Annotated in this window: 13 protein-coding genes; 7 read left to right on the forward strand and 6 right to left on the reverse strand. The window is 67.8% G+C overall.

All coding sequences use genetic code 11. The features are described 5' to 3' along the window. Positions 1 to 25: 25 nt before the first annotated feature. Both GXY15_12090 and GXY15_12095 read right to left on the reverse strand, forming a co-directional pair. Positions 26 to 1348: an efflux RND transporter periplasmic adaptor subunit gene (locus tag GXY15_12090; protein NLV41951.1), complete on the reverse strand. Its 1323-nt coding sequence runs from the start codon at positions 1346 to 1348 to the stop codon at positions 26 to 28. Beyond that, a complete protein-coding gene (locus GXY15_12095; GenBank protein ID NLV41952.1) occupies positions 1348 to 3090 on the reverse strand; it encodes a TolC family protein in 1743 nt (580 codons plus the stop codon). The genes GXY15_12090 and GXY15_12095 overlap by 1 nt, the downstream gene beginning before the upstream one ends. A gap of 317 nt (positions 3091 to 3407) precedes the next feature. On the opposite strand from GXY15_12095, the gene GXY15_12100 reads away from it, so the two are divergent. From GXY15_12100 to GXY15_12130, 7 genes are all read left to right on the forward strand, one after another. Then, positions 3408 to 5327 carry a type II/IV secretion system protein gene (locus GXY15_12100; GenBank protein ID NLV41953.1) on the forward strand — a complete coding sequence of 640 codons (1920 nt, stop codon included), beginning with the start codon at positions 3408 to 3410 and terminating at the stop codon, positions 5325 to 5327. Between the two features lie 80 nt (positions 5328 to 5407). Further along, a complete protein-coding gene (locus tag GXY15_12105) occupies positions 5408 to 6469 on the forward strand; it encodes a virulence RhuM family protein (GenBank protein ID NLV41954.1) in 1062 nt (353 codons plus the stop codon). A 548-nt stretch (positions 6470 to 7017) separates the two neighbouring features. Then, a complete protein-coding gene (gene dnaN / locus GXY15_12110; protein ID NLV41955.1) occupies positions 7018 to 8130 on the forward strand; it encodes a DNA polymerase III subunit beta in 1113 nt (370 codons plus the stop codon). A gap of 935 nt (positions 8131 to 9065) precedes the next feature. Beyond that, positions 9066 to 9767: a hypothetical protein gene (locus tag GXY15_12115; GenBank protein NLV41956.1), complete on the forward strand. Its 702-nt coding sequence runs from the start codon at positions 9066 to 9068 to the stop codon at positions 9765 to 9767. 268 nt (positions 9768 to 10035) lie between these two features. After that, the gene (locus GXY15_12120; GenBank protein ID NLV41957.1) at positions 10036 to 12354 is read left to right on the forward strand and encodes a hypothetical protein; all 2319 of its coding nucleotides are present in this window, start codon (positions 10036 to 10038) and stop codon (positions 12352 to 12354) included. A 452-nt stretch (positions 12355 to 12806) separates the two neighbouring features. Further along, positions 12807 to 13217 carry a hypothetical protein gene (locus GXY15_12125; GenBank protein NLV41958.1) on the forward strand — a complete coding sequence of 137 codons (411 nt, stop codon included), beginning with the start codon at positions 12807 to 12809 and terminating at the stop codon, positions 13215 to 13217. Between the two features lie 59 nt (positions 13218 to 13276). Beyond that, entirely contained in the window at positions 13277 to 14572 is a 1296-nt protein-coding gene (locus tag GXY15_12130; GenBank protein NLV41959.1) for a hypothetical protein, read from the forward strand. A gap of 375 nt (positions 14573 to 14947) precedes the next feature. On the opposite strand, the gene GXY15_12135 is transcribed toward GXY15_12130, so the two are convergent. The 4 genes from GXY15_12135 to GXY15_12150 form a co-directional block, all read right to left on the reverse strand. Beyond that, a complete protein-coding gene (locus GXY15_12135) occupies positions 14948 to 16357 on the reverse strand; it encodes a hypothetical protein (protein NLV41960.1) in 1410 nt (469 codons plus the stop codon). Between the two features lie 230 nt (positions 16358 to 16587). Then, positions 16588 to 19005, reverse strand: coding sequence for a hypothetical protein (locus GXY15_12140; GenBank protein ID NLV41961.1), 2418 nt, complete (start codon positions 19003 to 19005; stop codon positions 16588 to 16590). A gap of 275 nt (positions 19006 to 19280) precedes the next feature. Further along, the gene (locus GXY15_12145) at positions 19281 to 20324 is read right to left on the reverse strand and encodes a Gfo/Idh/MocA family oxidoreductase (GenBank protein ID NLV41962.1); all 1044 of its coding nucleotides are present in this window, start codon (positions 20322 to 20324) and stop codon (positions 19281 to 19283) included. A gap of 83 nt (positions 20325 to 20407) precedes the next feature. Continuing rightward, positions 20408 to 21931, reverse strand: a complete 1524-nt coding sequence (locus GXY15_12150; protein NLV41963.1) for a Gfo/Idh/MocA family oxidoreductase — start codon at positions 21929 to 21931, stop codon at positions 20408 to 20410. Between the last annotated feature and the right edge of the window lie 214 nt (positions 21932 to 22145).

A 22145-nucleotide genomic window follows, 5' to 3' on the forward strand; every position in this document is an offset into this window, starting at 1 on the left:
TTCACCCGTTGCGGCTGTCCGCCCGTCACATGCCCGGGGGCGGCCCGGGCGGCGGGCCGAACATCCCCCGCTCCTTCTCCTTCGTCACCGCCGGGACCATGAGCACCGCGTCGCCCTCGCCGAGCCCCGAGAGGATCTCCGTGCGCTCGCCGTCGTCCATCCCCGTGGTCACGTCCGCCCGCACCGGCGGCGCGCCCGGCGCGCCCCCCGGACGGTTCACATAGGCCCCCTTCGCGTCGCGCAGCACCGCCTCCCCGGGCACCAGCAGCGCGTCCGCCGTTTCCCCCGTGAGGATGCTGATGTCCGCCGTCATTTCGGGGCGCAGCAGGGTCTTCCGCTCGTCGAACACCTCCACCTTCGCCTCGAAGGTGACCACGTTGGACACCTTGTCCCCCGTGACGGCGAGGCGCACGACGGACCCGCGGAACACGGTGTCGGGAAACGCGTCCACCTTCACCTCCGCCGCCTGCCCGATGGCAACCTTGCCCATGTCGCTCTCGTCCACCAGCGCCGTGACAAAAACGCGGGACAGGTCGGACACGACGAGGAGCGCCGTGCCGCCGCCGACGTTCATGGTGGGCGACGAGATGATCTGGCCCTGCTGCACGAGGCGGTCGGAGATGACGCCGCTGACCGGCGCGTAGACCTTGGTCTCCAGCAGCCGCTGCTGCGCGTTCTGGAGGTCCAGCTGGCAGACCTCCACATCGGCCGCGGCCAGCTTGATGTCCTCCCGGAGCAGGTCGAGCCTCGCCTCGGCCACGCGCACCCCCTGCACCCCCGCGCGGGCCTTCTCCACGCCGCTCTCCGCCTGCACGGCGGCCGCCTCGGCCGTGTCCACCTCCTCCTGGCTCGCGTACTCCTTCTCCAGCAGCGCCCGCAGGCGGCGGGTCTTCTCCTCCTGGTCGCGGCGGGACGCCTCGGCGGTGCTCATGGCGGCGTCGGCCTCCATGCGCGACCGCACCAAGTCCTGCTCCGACACCTCCAGCTCCCGCTTCGCCCGGGCGAGCTTGGCCTCGGCGGCCTCCAGGCGCACCTCGGCCTGGCGCACGTTGCGCTCCTCGTCCACGGGGAGGATGCTCATGAGCAGGTCGCCCTTCTTCACCGAGTCGCCGATGTCGTAGGGAAGCTCGATGATCTCGCCGGAGGCCTTGCTCTTGATCTCCACGTCGAGGTTCGACACGACGGACCCGTCGCAGGACACCTCCTCGCGGATGGCGCCGCGGACCACGGTTGCCGTCGGCGCCGCCTGGGTGTCCGCCGCCGTCTGCGCGCGCCGCGCGCCCAGGAACCACACGCCCGCGCCCGCGGCGGCGCCCGCAAGCGCCAGCACGACCAGAAGCTTCTTCATCACAGGTCCTCCTCAAGCGTTTCCAGCACAATCCCATGGCGCGCGGCCAGGGTGCCCTCGGCCCGGTGCAGGGCGGAGAGCGCCTGCAGGCTCCGCGCGACGGCGGTGGCCTCGGACACCCGCGCCGCAATGTAGTCCCGCTGCGCCTGCAGGACGTCCAGACTGTCGGACCGGCCCAGGCGGAAACTCTCGGCCGCCACCGCCAGCGCCTCCTCCCGCGCCGCCGCCTCCTTCCGCGCCGCCGCCGTCTGCGCGTGCTGGCTCAGCGCCTCCGTCACCGCGTTCTGCACCTCCGCGTCCGCGGAGCGCTCCAGGTGGCGGACCCGCGCCTCCGCCTGGCGGACCTGAAGCCGCGCCCGCTCCAGCCGCGCCTTCTCCGCGCGGTTGCCCAGCGTCATCTCGAAGTTCAGGCCCGCCTCGAAAGCCTCATAGGTCCGGTCGTCCAGCGACGAGGACCACGCCCCGGATCCGGTCCCCTGGCTGTTCAGCCCGTAGCTCACAAACCCGTCCAGCCGCGGCAGCAGCCCGTTGCGCGCCGCCAGCACCGACAGGTCGCCGTTGGCCGTCGCCAGCCGCGCCTGGCCCAGGTCGGGACGGAAGACCCGCGCCAGCGCCGCCGACCGCGCGTAGTCGCAGTCGGCCGCCGGCGGGTCGGGCAGGGCAATGGCGCCGAAGGCGGCCGTGTCCGCCGCCGTGTTTTCGGGGGCGACCAGCAGCCACAGGTCCGTCGTGCGCCGCGTGACCTCCGCCTCGGCGGCGCGCAGGGCCGCCTCCTGGGCCGCCACCTCCGCCTCCGCGGACACGCGGGCCTTGCCGTACAGCTTTCCAAGGGCGATCTGCGCGTCCGTCCGCGCGAGCTGCTCCTCCGCCAGCTTCAGGGCCGCGCGCCGGATGTCCAGGGTGCGCCGCGCCAGCGCCAGCTCCCAGTACGCGGTCTCGGTCTCATGGAGCAGGACGAGCACCTGCTCGCGGAACGCCAGCCCCGCGATGGCTTCGGAGTTCCGCGCCTGCCGCAGGGCGACCAGGTTCACATCGGTCCCAAAATCGCGCAGCAGCGCCTGGGTCACCGCGGCGGTCCACGACCCCGAATGCTCCGCCGCCGCGCCGTCGCTGTCGCTGCCCGCATAGTCGCCGGAAACGCTCACGATGGTGCCCGTGGGCTGCGGCCAGGAGATGGTGACGCCCGCGCTCGAGGAGGCCGTGTGGTCCACCACCACCGACGGCTCCGACACCGCCCCGTAGACCCGCGACATCTGCGTCACCAGCGTCTGCACCGCCGTGAGCGCCGCCGTCAGGCCCTCCGTGCCCGCCGGCCCTGTCACGGCCCCTGTGCCCGCGCCGGTCGTCGTCGCGGCCGTCCGGTTGGCCCCCGCCGTGCCCGGCGTGTTCCGCTCGCCGTAGCGCACCGTGGCCGAGAGGGCCGGGTCAAAGGCCGCCCGCGCCTCCGGCACCGCCTGCGCCGCAATGTGGACGTCGTAGGCGCTCACCTCGATGGACGTGTTGCGCGCCACCGCCAGGCGGAGCAGCTCCTCCAGCGTCAGGTCGGTCACCGGCGCGGGCGCGGGGGACGGCGCCGCAGCGGGGAGAACCGCGGCCGCCAGCGTGGCGGGCGGGGCCACGGAGGCCGGGGTATGGCGGGGAGTGTGCCGCGCGCAGGAGGCCGCCGCCAGCATCACCGCCGCCAGGCCCGCGCACACCGCACGCCGTCCCGGGCCGGGGTGTCTTTCTGTGTGTCTTTCCATAACCTTCAGCTCCTGCCCCGTTTTGGGGCGTGTCTGCAAGAGCAGACCCCGTGCCAAACGGGAAATGCCGAATAATATCGGAACCGGGGGGCGGGCGCGCCATTTTTGCGCACCCGGGCGCGGGGGGCCTGCGCGGATTTTGCCCGCCGGATGCTGGTCATGCCTGTCGGGCCCGTCCGATGATCCGACCGATCGGACGGATCCGTCGGATCGGTCGGATCGGTCGGATCTTCCCAGACGGCCACCGCCGCCCCACCCTTGCCGAATACGGCGGCGGGGGATATAATCGTCTGTCTGCGAAGAAAGGGAACCGGAGCATGGCCGAAGAGCGAATAAACCACCCCGGCGGCGAGGAGCTGGTGCGCCGTGAGCTGATCACACGCGAGGAGCTGGACCGCGTCCGGGAGACGGCCGCCCAGAGCGGCGTGCCCTGGTACCGCGCGCTGGTGCAGGCCCGCAAGATCGGCTTCGAGACACTGGAGGGCATCCTCCGCTACGAGTTCCACTCGCCGTCGTCGCGCAAGGCGCACAACACCCTGGGCGAGACCCTCGTGCGGCGGGAGAGCGTCACGCGCGCCCAGCTGGAGGAGGCCCTGGGCGAGCAGAGCCGCAGCGGCCGCCTCCTCGGCAGCATCCTGCTGGAGCGCGGCTTCGTCACGCGGCGCGCCATCGCCGTCGCCCTCGCCGACCAGACCGGCATGGAGTTCGCCGACCTCGACAAGACCCCCAGCGCCGCCGAGGCCCTCGACGCCGTCCCCCACGGCCTCTGCCTCAAGTGCGGCATGCTCCCCGTTGCCCTGGAGGGAGACCGGCTCACGGTCCTCGTCACGAGTCCGCAGGCGCGCGAGCGCGTGCAGGAGGTCGGCGTGCTCCTCGGAAAACGCATGCACGCCCTGCTCACGGCCAGCGACAACCTTGCCGACGAGATCCGCTCGCGCTACCAGGAGCTGGAGGAGGCGGAGGACATGCACGGCATGCCGGAGGAAACGGAGCCCACCCCCGCGCCGCAGGCGCGGACAGGAGAACAGGCCATGGACACAACGCGCGGCCCGGACGAGGGAAACCGGTTCACCGAGCTGGCGAAGCAGGCGCAGGGCACGCCGGTGGTGAAACTGGTCTCGACCATCCTCGAGGGCGCGGTGAACGCCGGCGCCACGGACATCCACCTCGACCCGCAGGACCCCGAAACGCGCGTCCGCTACCGCATTGACGGCGTCCTCCACGATGTCATGAGCCTGCCCAGGGCCCAGCACCACGCCGTCGTCTCGCGCGTGAAAATCCTCGCCGACATGGACATCACCGAGACCCGCCACCCCCAGGACGGACACCTCAAGGACCTCATCAACGGACGCAGCCTCGACATCCGCGTGGCCACCCTGCCCACCTTCCTCGGCGAGCGCGTCGTCATGCGCCTCCTCGACCAGGCCGCCGTCCTCTCGGGCATCCGCGACCTCGGCATGGACAAGGCCGACGAGAAGACCATGCTCCGCCTCGTCGGCCAGCCCTACGGCATGATCCTCGTCACCGGGCCCACGGGCAGCGGCAAGACCACCACCCTCTACGCCGCCCTCAACCAGAAGGACGTTTTCAGCGAAAGCATCGTCACCATCGAGGACCCCGTGGAGTACCAGCTCCCCGGCATCAACCAGGTCCAGGTGGACACCGACATCGGCCTCACCTTCGCCGCCACGCTCCGCGCCACCCTGCGCCAGGACATTGACGTCCTCCTCATCGGCGAAATCCGCGACGTTGAGACCGCCCAGATCGCCGTGCGCGCCGCCATGACCGGACACCTCGTCTTCAGCACCCTGCACACCAACGACGCCGTCGAGGCCGTCGGCACCCTCCGCAACATGGGCATCGCGCCCTTCCTCATCTCCGCCGCCCTCACCGCCGTCGTCGGCCAGCGCCTCGTCCGCAAAATCTGCCCCGAGTGCAAGAAGGCCTACAAGCCCGGGAAGGACCTGCTGGAGGCCCTGCGGCTGCCCGGGGACACCAAGCGCCTCCACAAAGGCGCCGGCTGCCCCGCCTGCCACCACACCGGCACCCACGGCCGCACGGGGGTCTTCGAAATCCTCGAAATCACCCCGAAAGTCCGCGGCCTCATCCTCGCCGAAGCCGGCGCCGAAGCCATCGCCGAAGGCGCCGGCATGCGCCCCATGGCCGAAAGCTGCCGCGCGAAAATCCTCGACGGCGTCATCAGCGCCGAGGAATACCTCCGGGTTGTGCGCGCCTAGCCGCTTCGGACAGAATGGACGCGCCGGGCGGGGAAGGGACACCCGGACGGGCGGTGAACCACGACAGGAGGAACGCTTTCATGGCAGCAGAAGTGCCCGGCGGCGAACTCGTGCTCTACCAGACGCCGGACGGCCGCACCCGCGTGGAATGCCGCTTCGCCGAGGAAAGCCTCTGGTTGAGCCAGGCGCTCATGGCGGAGCTGTTTCAAACCACACCGCAAAACATCACCCTGCATCTGAAAACTCTGTATGCGGAAGGCGAGATCGAGGAGCGGGCAACTTGTAAGGATTTCTTACAAGTTCGGATGGAGGGCGTCCGGCAGGTCCAGAGAGCGGTCAAGTTCTACAACCTCGACGCCATCCTCGCCGTGGGCTACCGCGTGCGGTCGCCGCGCGGCGTCCAGTTCCGCCAGTGGGCCACGGAGCGCCTGCGTGAGTACCTCGTGAAGGGGTTCACGATGGACGATGACCGGCTGAAGAACCCGCCCGTCGAGGGGTCGGGCGTGCCGGACTATTTCGACGAGCTGCTGGAGCGCATCCGCGACATCCGCGCCAGCGAACGGCGCATGTACCTGCGGGTGCGGGAGATTTTCGCCCTCGCCGCCGACTATGACCCGAAACGGGAGAAGACCTCCACGTTTTTCGGTGTCATGCAGAACAAGCTGCATTTTGCCGCCACGGGCCAGACAGCGGCGGAGCTCATCCGGCGGCGCGCCGACCACACGCTTCCCAACATGGGCCTGACCTCCTTCAAGGGCGGACGGGTAACCAAGGCCGACGTGACCACGGCGAAGAACTACCTGAACGAGGCGGAAGTCTCCGAACTGAACCGCATCGTGGTCATGTGGCTGGACTACGCCGAGGATCAGGCGCGGCGGAGGAAACAGGTGTTCCTTCGGGATTGGGAGGCCAGACTCGATGCGTTTCTTGAGTTTAATGAGCGGGCTGTCCTGACCCGTGCAGGCAGCGCAACAAAAGCGGAGGCTCATTCCCACGCCGAAGCAGAGTACGAGCGGTTTGCCGCGCGCCGACGCGCACAACTGGAAGCGGAAGGCGCACGGGATGCCGTGGATACCTTGGAGCAGACAGCGAAGCAGCTTCCCGACACGGCTTCAAAGCGTGTCAGGAAACCAAAGTCCTAATGGTGTCCACGGTTAAGCAAGCAACATAAAGAACTGCCTGAGACTTCTGAGGGGGGCGTCTTGAGGATATTGGGGATAACTTAGGGAGAACCGCCCAGCGGGCGCGGGTAAATTAGAGTCTGTAAGATGTTGCCAATAAATGATTTGCCGGTTGTTGAAAAAATCCTGCCTTTGAGCGCGGGGTGTCCAAGTAATGAAAGGACAATGGGTTATGCCAGTTAAGCAAGGCGGTGCCTCGCAGGGCGCGGTACGAACCTCTTTTTCGGGAGAACCGGAGGAGGAACGGTGGAGAGGGGGACAGCTTATCCCCAGAAGCGGGGGCGGGACGGGGGTTGTCCCGGGGGCCGAGTCGGGCTGTTGGGGACAACCGGGAGAAACGGGGGAAGGTCATCCCCTATTTCTCCACCGGCCAAGTCCAGAGGCGGCAGGGCCATAGGATGGTTTCCGGGGTTTTCCACCGGCCTACTGCTGGTACGACTTGATTTTTACATCTCTTTGTCCTTATAAGATAGGAAAACTTTTGCCCGTGGGGGCATGGAGACACGACAATGCGCATCCAAGTTCCGAAAACCGAGCTGGCCAGTGCGGTGAACAAGGTCAAAAGCGTGGTCAAGGAGAAGAGCGCCCTGCCTATCCTGTCGCACTTGCTCCTGGAGACGGGGGACAGCTGCGTCTATGTGACGGGCACGGATCTGAAGACCACCCTGATCGCAAAGGTGGACTGCACCGTGGAACGGCCGGGCACGCTGGCGGTCAACGGCCAGCGTCTGGCCTCGCTGCTCGGGGAGGACGAGGAAGGGGACGCCATCTTCGACATCGAGGAGGATGGTGTGGTTCTGTTCGCCTGGGGAAACACGGAGACCCGCCTCTTCAGCATGCCGGCGGATGATTTTCCGCCGGTGAAGAAGGTGGAGGCCGGAGTGGCGCTGTCTTTCAGCCAGGCCGTTCTCCGGCGGCTGTTTCAGAAGACGGCGTTCGCCATCTGCACGGAGCAGGGCCGGTACAATCTGACGGGGCTGCTGTTTGAACTGCGCGGCGGAAAGCTGACGGTGGTGGCCACGGACGGACGGCGCATGAGTTTGGCGGCAGCGGACGATCCGGTGGACACGGACCAGGAAATCAAGGTGATCATTCCCGCGAAAATGGTCACGGAGCTTGCCAGTCTTTTCTCGTCTGATCCGGAGGCAATGGTGGATGTGCGCGTGGAGAGCAGCCATGTGGCCTTCAGCATGGAGGGCATGACCGCCATCTCCGCGCTCATTGAGGGCAGCTTCCCCAACTACGAGATGGTTATCCCGAAGAAACACGACAAGGAGGTGGTGGTGGGGACGGAGGCCTTCTCGCGCGTCATGCGACTGGGCTTCAAGATGACAAACGACAAGTTCCGCAACGTGCGGCTCTGCATGCGGCCGGACGTCATGCAGGTGGTGGCCAAGACCCCGGAAGTCGGCGAGTATACCGAGGAAATCCCGGTGGAGTACAGCGGGGAAGAGGTGGAGATCGCCTTCAACCCGATCTATGTGCTGGATGTTCTCCGCAATGTCGAACAGGAGAAGGTCTGCCTGCTGCTGAAGGACACGGCGAGTCCCGGGGTCATCAAGCCCTACACGGACGCGCCGGTGGACAACTACGTGAACGTGGTCATGCCGATCCGCATCTGACGCGTTTAAACAGGGTAATAGCAAAAAACCGCCTCCACCTTCCGGGTGGGGGCGATTTTTTGCTGGGGCGTGTCGGGGGGATTGCCCGGTCGCGGGGAACGGCACGACCCCGATGTCGGCGAGAGTGCCGCGCGGCGAACGCGCCACAGTAGCGCATTCGCCGCGTCGGTGGAAGACCCCAAGAAGGTGCAGAGACGACATCTTTGCGTTCCCCCAGAAGCCTCTTGGCAAACGGAAAGCCCTCCCTCGCGGGCGCGTTCATATCCAAGCGATTAGGAGCTTGTGGCAAAAGGCTAGAGCAACTTCAGGTTGAGATGCGGCATTTCCAGGAGGACGTCCAGTAAGCGCACCGAGGTGGCACGGGCTTCCAGCCCGTGTGTCTTGGGCTGTAGCCATGACCCAAGACACGGGCTGGAAGCCCGTGCCACCTCGAAGTCCGTCCCCGCCGTCTTCCTTTCGATACGGCATTTCAACCATAAAATGCCGTAACGACAGTATTTTTGACCCTTTATAGCCTTTGCACAAAGCCTTTACTGACGGATATTCAACGGTGCGAGGTCTGCGCGTTGTGCAGGTCCCCCTTTCAGGGGGGCGGTTCGCGGGAGCGAACAGGGGGATGTTCCGGAGATTTGGCAATGGTGCCAGCGATAAGAACATCCCCCGGCCGCGAAAACGCGCCTTGTGACTGCGCGCTGAATGCATCTATGATGGCGAGCACATCGGTTCACCCACCGGATGCGACACAATGGGGGTATTCTGGCACGAGATTGCGTCACTACGTTCGCAATGACGCGGGAACGCACATCATTGCGAACGTAGTGACGCAATCCCGTGTCCGTCCCGGCACCGGTCCGCACCCATCTTGTCCGGTGATCAGCGGACAAGAAAACAGTTGATTTCTGTGAGGGTTTTGTGGTATAAAATGGAGGGTAGAGGTGTTATTTTCTTTTGACCGCATGGAGGAGCATGCGTTGACAGAGGAACTATCAGGAGTGGTGGCTGTTAAAGGGCCTTTCGTTTCCGCCGATGTTCAGAGGCTGCTTGTCGGCGAGGGGTTGACTTGGAATCCCCAAAAGGAATTGTTGCTGGCCCGGCACGCGGAACTTCTGAGGGAGTGGAACGACATGGCCGGACTGGTCTCGAAGTCCGACCTTCAAGATCTTGGGAAACACTACGCGGACTCGTTGTCCCTGGGGGGGATTATCAAGCTGTTGGGCGCGTCGGAGGGACGCCTGCTGGACATTGGCACCGGAGGGGGATTTCCAGCCATTCCCCTAAAGATACTCCTTCCTCAGCTCAAGATGACCCTAGTGGAACGGAACGAGAAGAAGATCGGGTTTTTGCACAAGGCAGTCGCCGTCCTGGGTCTGTCCGATGTGCGGGTGGTTCACGGCGAATTTCCGGCGGCGGTGCGGGGGCAGGACCGTCCCAATGTGGTTACGTCGCGGGCCGTCGAGAAACCCGAGGTTCTCCGGCGTGCGTTGTCGCACTGGCTTCCGAGAGGGGTGGCCTACTTGTGCCAGTACCCGGACGTCTGCGAATTCTCCAGCGCCATGTTCCACGTGGAACAATGCAGCGGACTCTGGTCGGCAAAGGGACTTCGGCGCGGCACCCTTCGGCTGATACGCCGCATTTGACCGCCGCCGTGTTCCACGTGGAACACCCGCGCGGCAGGTTATCCACAAGTTATACACACCCTGCCATCCCCCCCCGTTTCTCCCAATTTCCCACCCGCCGCTCCTCGTCGGCGGGAAAACCCCTGTATTCCCACGTATTTTCTTGACAACCGTGGAGGCTTCCCCTTGACTCTGGGCACCATTAGAGATACAATGGGCTGGGAAGTGGCCTTCTATCCACATGCAGGGAAAGGCCCGTGAGTCCCGTCTAACTCCGGAGATTCGGACTATGCGCCAGACAGCACTTGCGGTAACCGCCACTTGGATGATCCTGTTCCTGAACTTCTTCCCCGCCGCCGCGGAGGACGTTGACACGTTCCGGGCCCAGGTGGAGGCCGACTGGTTTCGCCAGGAGGCGCGCGCGGGACAGACCCCAGGGTCACCCGAGAGTCTGGCGGCGACTTTGGCGCGGGTCGAACGCCTGCTGGAGGCCCTGGCCCATGTGCCGCAGGTGAAGCAGGACCGAACCCGTCTTGACGGCTTCCGACGGGAAGTGGAGGCGGCGGACGGGCTGGGGGAGGAACAGCGGCGGGAACTCTACACCCGCCTGCGGGGGTTCGTCCGGGAGACGGCCCTCAAGAACCCCCTCCTCGCCGACACCCCCGTGGTCTTCATGCAGCGCCGCCGCTTCATCTGCCAAATGCTCCACGAGTACCTCGGGTACTATTACGATTACGGCGATATTGATGGTGGAGGCATTTATGTGCTGGAGCGGCCGGGATTCTCCCCCGCCAAGCGCGATCTTGTGGCCGGGCGGCTTCCCCGGGGCAATTACACCACCCTCTCCCTGGCCTACGACGCGAAAACGCTCTATTTTGCCTTCGCGCCCCGGGCCGAGGGGGAGAAACCCGACTTTTATTCGCCGGACCGCCGCTGTTTCCATCTGTACGCCCTGGACCCCGAGGGCGGGAACCTGCGCGCCCTGACGAACGGCCAGAACGATGATTTCGACCCCTGTCCCCTGCCGGACGGCGGCCTCGCGTTCATGTCCACCCGCCGGGGCGGGTTTACGCGGTGCAACAACCCCTGGGAACCCCTGCCGGCGCACACCCTGCACCGGCTGGACCCCGACGGCGCCGTGCGGGCGCTCTCCGTCCATGAAACCAGCGAGTGGCACCCGAAAGTGCTGAATGACGGGCGGATCGCCTATATCCGGTGGGATTACGTGGACCGCTCGGCGGCCCATTTCCACGGGATTTGGATCACGAACCCGGACGGGACGGGCACCCGCCAGCTTTTCGGCAACTACACCCAGCGGATTAACGCCTGCTATCAGCCCCACCCCATCCCCGGCTCGTCCCGGGTGGCCTTCCTCGCCGGGGCGCACCACGCCAATGTGGGCGGTTCCCTGGTTCTGCTGGACCCCGCCAAGGCGCGTCTGGACCCCGCCACGGGGGAGGACGACTTCTCTTCCCTGGAATCCCTGACTCCGGAGGTCTGCTTTCCCGAGGCCCCGGACACGTGGCCGGAGTCGTATTATCACAGCGCGTGGCCCCTGTCCGAGGACTTCTTCCTGGTCAGTTTCAGTTTTGACCCCCTTCCCGGCATGAACGCAAAGACCCAGGAGGACACGGAAACGGGGATTTACCTGTTCGACCGCTTCGGGAACCTGGAGTTGCTGTACCGTGAACCGGGCATTTCCAGCATGTACCCCATCCCCCTGGCCCCGCGTCCCGCACCCCCGGTGATCCCGGATGCCCGGGAGGCGGACCAGGCGGAAACGGGGGAATTCCTGCTGGCCAACGTGAACGAGAGCCATCTCGCCTTCCCCGAGGGGCGGCGCATCCGCGAGCTGCGTGTTTTCCAGCTCCTCCCCAAGAGCGAGACCCATGTGGTCGACGAGCCCCGCATCGGCCTCGCCCACGCCGAGTCCGCCCGGATGCTGCTGGGCACCGTGCCCGTGGAGGCTGACGGTTCGGCGCGGTTCCGCGCCCCCGCCCTGAAGCCCCTGGCGTTTCAGGCGGTGGACGAGGCGGGGCGTGCGGTGCAGGGCATGCGCAGCGCCGTGTACCTCCAGCCCGGCGAGCGCCGGAGCTGCGTGGGGTGCCACGAGTCCACCGGCCGCGCTGCGGGGGCCGTGAATCCCCGGCCCCTGGCGGCGGCGCGGCCGCCCTCGGAAATCACCCCCGGCCCCGACGGCACCCGCCCCTGGAACTTCACCCGCCTGGTGCAGCCCATCCTGGAAAAGCACTGTGTCCAGTGCCACGACCGGCCGGGCACCGCGAAGCCCCGCCTCGGCGGCGGGGAGGAAGGCCCCTTCACCCAGGCCTATGCGTCCCTGGGCCTCTTCGTGCGCTGGTATGGATGGGGCGACGAAAGCATCAGCCAGATCACCACCCGGCCCGGCGAAATGCCCGCCGACATGAGTCCCCTGACGGCAATTCTCCACGACGCGAACCACGCGGACAGCGCGCGTCTGACCGATGAGGAGTGGCGAACGCTCTACCTGTGGATCGACGGCAACGCGGCCTTCTACGGGAGTTACTCCGAACCCGAGCGGCTGGCCCAGCGGCGGGGCGAGGCCATTCCCGCGCCGGCGCTCCAGTAACAGCAACCGCCACTAATACTGCGGATAAAAATAGCTCTTGATTTTCTCCGAAAACTGTGTTATCCTCGCGCTGATGGTGGCGTGAGGAGGGGCCTTGGGGCTTTACCGGCCCTTCCGACGTTTTAGGAAGTAACGTCGAAACATCCTGTCTTTTGGTGGGACGCAGGATGCCTTCCGGGGACGGGACGCGCAGGCAGCGGCTCTTGGGGCAGTATCAGGCAGACAGCCGCGCGGGTGAGTTTTCCAGCAGTGCTTGGGGACGAAATGTGTCGGCACGCATGAAGGGTTTTTGTCACATTTTACTATTGTTTATACAACATATGTTCCGCTGTCCGTCTTCCGGCCGCCGCATCCGTGCCGGGCGGTCTGTCCCGTGAGCGTTCCCGGATGCCCGCAATGTGCGCGGGCGTCCGAAAGAGCGAAGAGAAATCGAATAGAGGAGGAAGCAAGCCATGCCAACCATCAGTACCCCAAACAACGAGTTCTGTCTTGACCTGTCGAACCAATGGGACACCCAGAACAATCATGTTACCGAAGTCGTCGTGGACCACAGCGGTGACTACACCGTCATCTACAACCCCGTGGCCGCTCCTCCCCTGGGGCGGGCGGTCAAGGAGCAAGGCTGGATGCAGTGGTTAGCAACCGAGTTCCAAGCGGCAAGCACCGCCTTTCACACAATTCCAGACCCGGTCGCGAGTGCTACCGCCGGACTTGTCTTCGCCCCGTCGGGGGCTGTTCGTTACCTCCTGGTGTGGGACGCAGGCAACACCACCTGTTGGACGCTCATGATTGTCAGGGCGCCAGGGTCCACCATGACGGCCGCACTGAGGATTGCCTCTCGCAACCTGTCTATTCCCGTTTAGCAGGCGTCACCTCAGACGTTCACACAGACACCGGCAAGAACACAAAGGGAGTGTTTTCCATGAAAGCATATCTTGGGGCATCCATTGTGATCGCGTTCATGCTTGCATCAGGCTGCGCATTCAAGCATGTCCGCTTTGACAACAACACAACATACGAGGACAAGGCGCAGAAAATCCGCATTTCCGAGCGGGATGTGCGGGTGTCCGCCCAGTTCAGCATGCATGACGCCGTTGTGAACGACGTCCAGAAGTCTTTCGGGCTGACGTACAAGGGCGCGGCAACCCTGACACGAACACATGACGCGCTGGAAGACGCCGAGGCGGCAAGAGATGACGTGCTTGCAGAGCGCGCGCGGCTCGCGGAGGTGCTCGTTGATATCCAAGGGATTGAGGGGACGCTCCAGGCGGTGGTAGGGAAGGTCAGAACCATTATGGAGACGTCAAACACCGCCAAAGGATCCGAGGACGCCTGGACAGCATTCCAGACAAACTTCATGAAGAACCTCGAAGGCATCCAGAGCAACTCCCGGGACGGGGGCTTTCCCGAGGTCGCCGACGCGGTGGGGAAGATCGGTGCGGAAGTCACCACGTCCCCCGAGTGGAAAACTCTGGGGGAGAACTTCGGAACCGGCGAGGATATTGAGAGCACTCCGGCCTTCAACAAGCTTTACACGAAGATTCAGACGGCGTTTACCACATATCTTCCCCCGGCATTGCCGGAAACCCGAAAGAAGTTGGAGGCGCTTCAGAAGGAAGAACAGGTTCTTACCGCCAAGGCTGGGGAGCTTCACAAGACCTTGGTGCGGCTGCTTCCCAAGCCGGAGGACCGGGCTGAACTCACCTCCGTCATCCGCGAGGCGCGGAAGAACGCCCCGGAGCCTGCGGCGGCGGGCGGGGTTTCGGGGCCCGCGGGCTTGGCCGTGAATCTGGCGAAGGAGGTGCTGGACGGGAAGAAGTCGGAGCTGACCGAGGCGAAGGAGGCGCTGGGCAAGATCCAGGAGCTGGCGATGCCTGCGCTGGCCAAGTCGGCGGCGGTGAACGCGCAGAAGCGGGCGATCCAGGACCTCCAGGGCGAGTACAACGAGGCGGTGAACGATTTTCTCTCCGTGGTGTCCGACGTGTCGGCGGTGACGGACTATGACGGGCCGGGCGAGCGGGGCACCATTTGGGCCATAAGCCTCTTCGGGGCGCGCGACACGATCCAGCGGTATCCGAACGGGATGGTGAAGAGCGTGGGCCCCAATCAGTACCGCAAGAGTCTCGGGACGACCATCACCGAGGAGATGTTCCGCACCCTGCGGGTGCTGGGCATCCCCGCGTCCTACGTTGCCGGGGTGGTGGCCCTCGCCGACTGAGCCGGGCATGGCGGCTCCCCCCCGCCGGACCGCCAAATGACCTTGTCGTTCCCAGGGAAGAAGGGCCCCATCCGACCGATCGGACGGATCCGACGGATCGGTCGGATGGGGCGCTATTGGCCGGGTGCCCCCTTTCCCCTCGTTCCCAAGTTTTTCTACTTGGGAACGCACTTGGCAGCGAAGCTCCGCTTCGCGATTCCCTCGGCGTGGGGCGGCCGTTCAAGGGCGCAGGGGCGCGGTAGCGGAGGCAACAAACGTAGAAGCGGCTTCCAGCCGCTTTCTTCCGGGACTTTCGCCAACCCCAAAGAACGCGGCAGGATGCCGCGTCCACGTCGCCGCCGTCCCGGCGGCCTTGTCTGCGGCCGCTTTCCGTCCCTACTCCACGACCTCGATGGGGTTGGCGATGATCCAGGGGGCCATGTCGCGGGCGACGTCGTCGCCGGCGAAGGTGATTTCGCCGGGCATGCCGATGGCGGCCTCGACGCGGTATTTGCCGGGCTGGGCCACGGCGTATTCGAAGGTTTTCCCGTCCTGCGTTGCGAGGGGTTTGGTGTCGCGGTAGAGGGTGAACTTGCAGGGGAGCGGGGCCTCGGCGCGGAGTTTGAGGTCGGGGGTGAGGGCGATGGTGTCGCCCATGGTGGCCTGTTTCCCGCCGCCCTCGGCAACGAAGGCGAAGCCTTTGGCGTCTGCGAGCAGGTTGAAGGCGACGAAGGCGCGGCCCTGCCGGACGGCGTCGAGGAGGGCGGGCTCGGTCAGCTCCTTCGCGAGGAGGTGGGTGTTCACGAAGCGCGAGGAGCGCTTGTAGGGGTCGAGGTCCAGGCGGAAGAGCTGGTCGCCGGGCTGGAAGCTGCCGAACTTCAGGCGCAGGAGGGAGCGGGTGAGGAGGTTGAGCCGGAACTCGGCCATCTTCCTTTTCGGGTCGCTGTGGCCGGTGTCGAGGAGGAGCAGCGTGTCGTCGGCGGTGTAGACCCCGCGGAGGCCGACGTTCTGGTGGCAGTCGTTGGCGGCGATGGCGGTGATTTTCCGGTGGCGGCTCTGCTCGTCCCATTTCTGCTGGACCATGGAGAGGACGGCGAAGTCGAACATGCCGCGGAAGGTCTGCTCGGGGAAGGCGCGGGCGTTGAGCAGGAGGTTCTTCACGGTCTCCACGCGGGCAAGCCGGTCAATCATCTCGTCCAGCATGTCGGTGTGGATGTTGTATATTTCCATGCCGTCAATCTCGGGGATTTCCCAGGGGCGGTGCGCCTCGTTGTGGCCGACGCAGAGGACGCCGCCCAGCGCGCGGATCTGTTTCGCCTGCTCCGCCGGGTCGGCGCTGTTATCCAACACCGTGTCCGGCGGCAGCCCCCAGGGCATGAAGCCGTCGTGCATCTCGTAGCCCTGGACGAAGAGGACGCCGTCGTGGACGCCGCGCCAGCCGCGGGAGTAGTCGGCCTTTCCCTGGTCCACATGGTCCGACAGGAACATGAAGTCGCACTTGGCGGCGTGCATGGCCTCGAGGATCTCCGGGAAGGAGACCTCGGAGTCGTGGGACAGCTCGGAGTGGGCGTGCATGACGCCGCGGTACTCGTTCCAGCCGGTCTGGAGGGCGACGGGCTGGAGGTTCGCGGCGTGCTCCTGCCACGCGGCGGCCTGGCGGGGGTAGAGCGACCAGCGGTGGTAGAGCTGCGTGCCGAAGGCGGCGAAGAACGCCGCCGTGAGCACCAGCATGAGCACGATGACGGAAAGGCAGCCCCATTTCGCCGTGCGGCGCGCCGCGCCGCGGAGAATCCGCTTGGTGTCCATCAGGCCCTCTCGGCGCCGGGGCGGGGCCCGGCGGGTGCGCCCGCCGTCCGCGCGGGCCGGGGCATTATACCCGAAGGGGGCGCACCGCGCCCGCGGAGAAGAAAGCCGGGCCCGGGAGGGGACAGCGCGCATGGATGGACAGGATGGGCAGGACGGGGGAAAGAAATCCCGCGCATCCTGTTTTTCCATGTTAACCCTTCCGGGCCGCGCCCCTGCCGGTCCCCGGTCCCCTACTTCCCCTCCAGGGCCGCGAAATCGAGAGCCCCTGCCTCCACCGTTTCGGCGAGGGGGGCGCCGGTTTCGGCGTCGCGGAGGGTGACGGCGATGCGGTAGGTGAGGGACTCGACCATCACCTGCCGGGACAGGATGACGGTCTCGCCGGCGCGCCAGGCGGTGGAGGGCGGGTCGGGGAAGAAGTCCCAGTAGTACATGCCGAGTTCGCGGGGCACGGGCGGGAGTTTTCCGAGGTCCTCCGGGCGGGGGGTGGCGGTGACGGTGAGGGCGAGATCGCCCTGCTGCGCCGTTTCGGGCAGGAGCACGATCCGCACGGCGGCCCAACCGGGGAAGAGCGGGGTCACGTGCATGCCGAGGAGGCGCAGTCCGTCCCCGAGCGGCGCGGTGCCCTGATAGGGCCGCAACAGGTCCGCAAAGCGCCCCTCCAGCGCGATGCGCACCTGGTCCGGCAGCGCGGCGGCGGGGTCGCGCAGGAGGTCGTACACGTCGAAGAGCGTGGAGGCCGTCTCCGGGGTGCGGGGGGTGCGGCGGCACAGGGCGTGCAGCCAGCCCTCCGGCAGCGCGCCCCGCCCGGGCACCCGCCGGTGCGCGAGGGATTCGTACCCGGCGGCGTGCAGCTCCGCCGCCCACGTCTCCAGCCGCGCCGTATGGTCCCCGTCGGTGGGGGACCACAGCAGGACATGGTCCGGCGGCACGGCGGGCGGGGTCAGCAGCTCCGCCGGGGCCTCCCCCACCGCACCGGGGCGCAGGGGCCGGAGCGACGCGTCACCCGCGCGGAGGAAGGTGGGGCGCAGGGGGGTGGGGTCCGGATCGAAGAAGCGGGCGTGCAGCGCCGCGCCCAGCCGGGCGGGCCGCTCGGCCACCAGGGCGACGGTGGCGGGGCCGGGGTCTTCCGCCGCGCCGCGGCGGCGCTCTTGGAGGGCGATGTCCCGGAAGGTCTCCAGCACCGCCGATGCCTCCCGCTGCGGCGGGTGGATCGTGTAGTTCCCCATGGCGACCACGGGCTTGAAGACAACCAGCCCGGTGTTGCCCAGGGCGCGGCTTTCGGCGGGGAGGCCGTCATGGGGCACGGCCACGGGCCCCAGTCCGAGGAGGGACAGGTTGGCGCACTGGAACAGGGCGGCCGCGCCGAACAGGACGGTGGCTGCGGCGCGGAGGGGGCGCCCGGGGATCAGGTCAAAGCCCCGGTCGGCGAGGAGCGCCAGGGCGGGCAGCATGGGCAGGAGGAAGCGGGGGTTGCGCAGGGTGAACACGCCCGCGAGCATCAGCACCGCGCCCCCGACCCACACGAGGCAGAGCAGGGAGGACGCGTTCCAGTTGCGGCGGCGCAGCAGCGCGGGCACGCCGAGGGCGGCGAGCAGCGCCAGCGGCAGGAAGAGGGCCTCGTTCACCGCGTGGGCGGCGTAGACGGGCCAGAAGCGTTCCACGGCGGCGGCGGGGGCCGTCTCCGGGATGCGGCGCGCCGGGGGCGGCGGGTCCTGCGCGAGGTCCGGGTCGTCGAGGGGCGGGTGCGGGGGCTGGGGCGTTTCGCCGAAGGGGCCGAGCCATCCGGCGGCGTCGCCGTGAACCAGGCCCTCCGCCGTGCCCCGCTGGGCGCCCCACCAGGCGAGCAGGTCGGCGCGGTGGTAGAGGGACCATCCGGCGAAGGGGCCGGCGGCGAGCAGCGCCACCAGCAGCAGGCGCGCGCAGTGCCGCCGCAGGCCGAAGGGGGCCAGGTCGCCGGGGACCGCGCCGGAGGCCGCGCGCAGGATTCCCCACGCGGCCCATGCCAGCGCGGGGGCCAGCAGGCAGGCCGGGGCGTCGGGCTTGCAGAGCCATGCCCACCCCGCCAGCAGGCCGAAGGCGCGCGCCCAGCCGGGGCGCAGCAGGAACCCGCTGCGCAGGAGGGCGTAGAGCGCCCAGAGGCCCAGGGCGGCCGCCGCCATGTCGGGGGAGAACAGGCGGGACATGCCGAAGGCCAGGGGCATGCAGCTGAACAGGAGGGCGGCGCGGGCCGCCTCGCCGGAGCGCCGCGACCGCCGCGCCAGCAGGTACACGCCGAGGATCATGCTTTCAAACAGGAGCAGCGGCACGAGGGTCAGGCGGTCGGGGCTGAACCCGAACACGAGGGCCGCCGCCGCCCCGAGCAGGTGCGGCAGGGGCGGATAGGGGGAACGGAAGGCCGCCAGCGCTGCCAGCCGCCCCTCCTCCGGCGGCGCGCCCAGCAGCGCGTAGTAGTCCGCCGCCACGCGCAGGTGGTGCGCCTCGTCGCCCCGGAGGTCGTGGTGGTCCATCCCCAGCCAGACCACGCCGAGGACAAGATGCGCCGCCAGGACGAGCACCAGCATCCACGGGCCATGGCCCGGATCGGGCCGGGGTGCGGCCTGCGGCGGCGGCACCGCCGCCGGGGCGGGAAAGGTGTTTTCCTCGGTCATGCGGGGAGTCCCCTGGCAGCCTGTAAAGACGGCTGTCTGTTCTTGGTCCCCCCTTGAGGGGGGTGGTTCGCGGGAGCGAACCGGGGGATGTTCCGGACTCCCCACCCACGGCGGAGGAGAAGAACATCCCCCGTCCGCGAAGACGCGGCCACCCCCCTCAAGGGGGGACCAAGACGTCGCGTGAGCATCAGGTTCGCGAACGCTCCCGGGCTTGTCCCTGATGGAGACGCGTTGAAAGATCCAAGACGCCTGTTGCGGATGTTTGCCACGGCGCGCTACACCACGCAGCCGCTTGGCGCGGCGGGTGCGGCGGCGGCCGCCACGGCGTACTGCGCCGCCAGGCCGGTGGAGAGCGGACACTGCGGCGCGCGACCCGTGGCCGCGGCGTCCAGCCAGTCGGCCAGCAGCAGGGCCGCAGGGGAGAGCACCGCGGGCGGCGCGGACAGCTCCTCCTCCGCGCCGGTTTGGGGGAGGAGGCGGACCCGGTCGGGGAACAGCTCCAGCGCCGCACGGTCGCCGCGCAGCATGACGGACCGGTTCCGGGAGACCCACGGCCCGGAGGCCAGGTGGATTTCCACGCCGCCGGCGAAGTGGAACGCGGTCATGAGGGCGTCGGGTGTTTCGCTGACCAGGTGCCAGATGCCGCTGGCGGAGCAGACCCGCGCGGGCGCGCCAAGGCCCAGCAGCGCCAGCAACGGGGCGAGCTGGTCGAAGTGCGCCTGCGCGGCGGGGCCGAGGCTGTCGGCGCGCCGCGCGCGCCAGCCGTCGGCGGGGAGGCAGCGGGCGGCGGACTGGCACCAGGCCACGCGCCCGAGCCTGCCGGAGGCAAGTACCTCCGCCGCAAGCCGCCAGCCGGGCGACAGGAGGGCCGCCGCGCCGACCTGCACCGCCGGGGCACCGGGTCGGGCCGCCCAGGCGGCGAGGCGTTCCGTGTCTTCGGGGGCGGCGCAGAGGGGCGTTTCGAGGTAGACCGGCAGGCTGGCCGACAGCGCGGCAAGGGCCGTTGGCGCATGCGCCGCGTCGGGCAGGGCGACCACCACGGCGTCCGCGCGGGACGGGTCGGCGGCCGCCTCCCAGGACGATGCGATCCGCGCGCCGTGGCGGCGGGCCGCGGCGCGGGCGCGGGCGGGGTCGGCGTCGCACACGAGGGCCGTCTCCACGGGGAACCCCGCGCGCCGCAGGGCGTCGAGGGCGTCCAGCAGCGCCGCGCCGCGCGCGCCGCATCCGGCGACGGCGACACGGCGGACGGGGCCCGCCGCGCGCGCCCGCGAGGCGGCCAGGCCCGCGGCGGCGGCGGTGAGAAAGGCGCGCCGGTTCATGGGGTGTCCTCCTTGAAAAGGCGGGAGGCGGACCCTTCCGGGCCCGCCTCCGCGTGTTTACTGTCTCGTGTGCCTGGGGCCCCTCACGCCTTGAACGGGGGCTTCAGGCTCCAGCCGTTGCGGTACTCGCGGTAGGCCCAGGCGTTGGCGGTCTTGACGGCCTCGGCGTCGCCGCCGGTGAACTTCTGCGTCTCCGCGTCCCAGCCCAGGGTGGCGGTGCCGTGGGTCGGGGCCTCGTCCGGGATGCTGTCGCCGGTGACCTTCGCGCCGGAGGCGAACTGCGCCCCGGCCACATAGGCGCAGGTACCGATGTGGCAGACGCGCGTGGTGTTGAACAGCACGTCAATCGGCGAGTTCGGCGTGGCCGTGCCGCGGATGCTGTCGGCGAAGTTCTGCCAGTGCGGCTTGTTCAGCGCCTCCTCCTGGTCCGGCGTCTCGGGCTCGATCCGCTCGGTGGCGGTCTTGGCGTCCGCCGTCTGGTTCTGGGGCGAGGCGAAGACATTCAGGCCGTTGCGGTCCACGCGGACCACGCCGCGCTCGCCGTAGAACACGATGCCGTGGTCCGGCTGCTGCCCGTCGAAGGTGAGGGGGTTCCACACCCGGTTGTTGAAGGAGAGGATGAAGTCGTCGAAGCGGTAGAGCACCTCGAGGGTGTCCGGGGTCGTGCGGCTGTCCTTCATCAGGTACTTGCCGCCGACGGTGGACACGGACTTCGGCTGGAGGTCGTCGCCCAGGGCCATCAGGGCGATGTCCATCAGGTGGGCGCCCCAGTCCGTGATCTTGCCGCCCGAATAGTCCAGGTACCACCGGAAGTTGTAGACCCAGCGGTTCACGTTGAAGGGGCGGTGCTCCACCCAGCCCTGGTGCGCCTCCCAGTTGAGCCCCTTGGCGGCGTACTTCTCGGCGTCCGTGTCGCCCATGCCGATCCCCTCGATGGGGCCGTTGTCCAGGGAGAAGGTTTCCACGCGGGCCACCTTGCCGATGCCGCCGGACTTCACAATCTCCACCGCCTTCCGGAAGTGCTGGCCCGAGCGCTGCATGTTGCCGCCCTGGAACACCACGCCGCTCTCCTTCACCGCCTGGAGCATGGCGTGCGCCTCGGCGATGGTGGTGCTCAGGGGCTTCTCGCAGTAGATGGACTTCTTCGCCGCCGCCGCGTACAGCGTGGGCAGGCAGTGCCAGTGGTCCGGCGTCGCGATGACCACCGCGTCCACGTCCGGGTTGTCAATCACCTCGCGGAAGTCCGGCACGATCTTCGCGTCCGGAATCTTATTGGCGAACATCTTCATCACCCGCTGCTCGACGTGCGGGATGCGCAGGTCGCACAGCATGATGGGCTGGAAGCCGCCGTTCATCACGGTGAACTTCAGGTCCGCCGTGCCCATGCCGCCCAGGCCGATGTGCCCCGTGCGGATGAGCTCGTTCGCGCCGAGGACCGACGACGGCAGGATGGACTTGTACACCGACGCGTCGGCGCGCTTCGACGCCGCGCCCACGGCCGCCGTCGCGCCCGCGACCGCCGCCGCCTTGTGGATGAAGTCCCGGCGGCTCAGGGGCTCGCGGCCCGCGCCGCCCTCCCGGGGCTCCGTGCTCTTGGAAATGGACATGGTTGCAACCTCCAGCAATGGGTTAAGGGACCGGTTCCCCGGGGCCGCGCCCCGGACTGCTCAACGCCGAAGTGTACCCCCGCACCCGCCCGCGATTCAAAAAGAAGAGGGTGCGGGCGCGGCGGCCGGCCGCTTCTCCGGCGGTCCGGGAAACAGGGGACCGTTTCCTTTTTCCGCCCCGCCGTGGCAAAATGACGGTTCACGCGCAACGGAC

The organism is Candidatus Hydrogenedentota bacterium, assembly GCA_012730045.1.
Taxonomy (GTDB): domain Bacteria; phylum Hydrogenedentota; class Hydrogenedentia; order Hydrogenedentales; family CAITNO01; genus JAAYBR01.

Coding starts and splice junctions, on each gene's coding strand:
- GXY15_12090 (NLV41951.1), bottom strand. CDS start 1,348: ATGAAGAAGCTTCTGGTCGTGCTGGCGCTTGCGGGCGCCGCCGCGGGC.
- GXY15_12095 (NLV41952.1), bottom strand. CDS start 3,090: ATGGAAAGACACACAGAAAGACACCCCGGCCCGGGACGGCGTGCGGTG.
- GXY15_12100 (NLV41953.1), top strand. CDS start 3,408: ATGGCCGAAGAGCGAATAAACCACCCCGGCGGCGAGGAGCTGGTGCGC.
- GXY15_12105 (NLV41954.1), top strand. CDS start 5,408: ATGGCAGCAGAAGTGCCCGGCGGCGAACTCGTGCTCTACCAGACGCCG.
- dnaN (NLV41955.1), top strand. CDS start 7,018: ATGCGCATCCAAGTTCCGAAAACCGAGCTGGCCAGTGCGGTGAACAAG.
- GXY15_12120 (NLV41957.1), top strand. CDS start 10,036: ATGCGCCAGACAGCACTTGCGGTAACCGCCACTTGGATGATCCTGTTC.
- GXY15_12125 (NLV41958.1), top strand. CDS start 12,807: ATGCCAACCATCAGTACCCCAAACAACGAGTTCTGTCTTGACCTGTCG.
- GXY15_12130 (NLV41959.1), top strand. CDS start 13,277: ATGAAAGCATATCTTGGGGCATCCATTGTGATCGCGTTCATGCTTGCA.
- GXY15_12135 (NLV41960.1), bottom strand. CDS start 16,357: ATGGACACCAAGCGGATTCTCCGCGGCGCGGCGCGCCGCACGGCGAAA.
- GXY15_12140 (NLV41961.1), bottom strand. CDS start 19,005: ATGACCGAGGAAAACACCTTTCCCGCCCCGGCGGCGGTGCCGCCGCCG.
- GXY15_12145 (NLV41962.1), bottom strand. CDS start 20,324: ATGAACCGGCGCGCCTTTCTCACCGCCGCCGCCGCGGGCCTGGCCGCC.
- GXY15_12150 (NLV41963.1), bottom strand. CDS start 21,931: ATGTCCATTTCCAAGAGCACGGAGCCCCGGGAGGGCGGCGCGGGCCGC.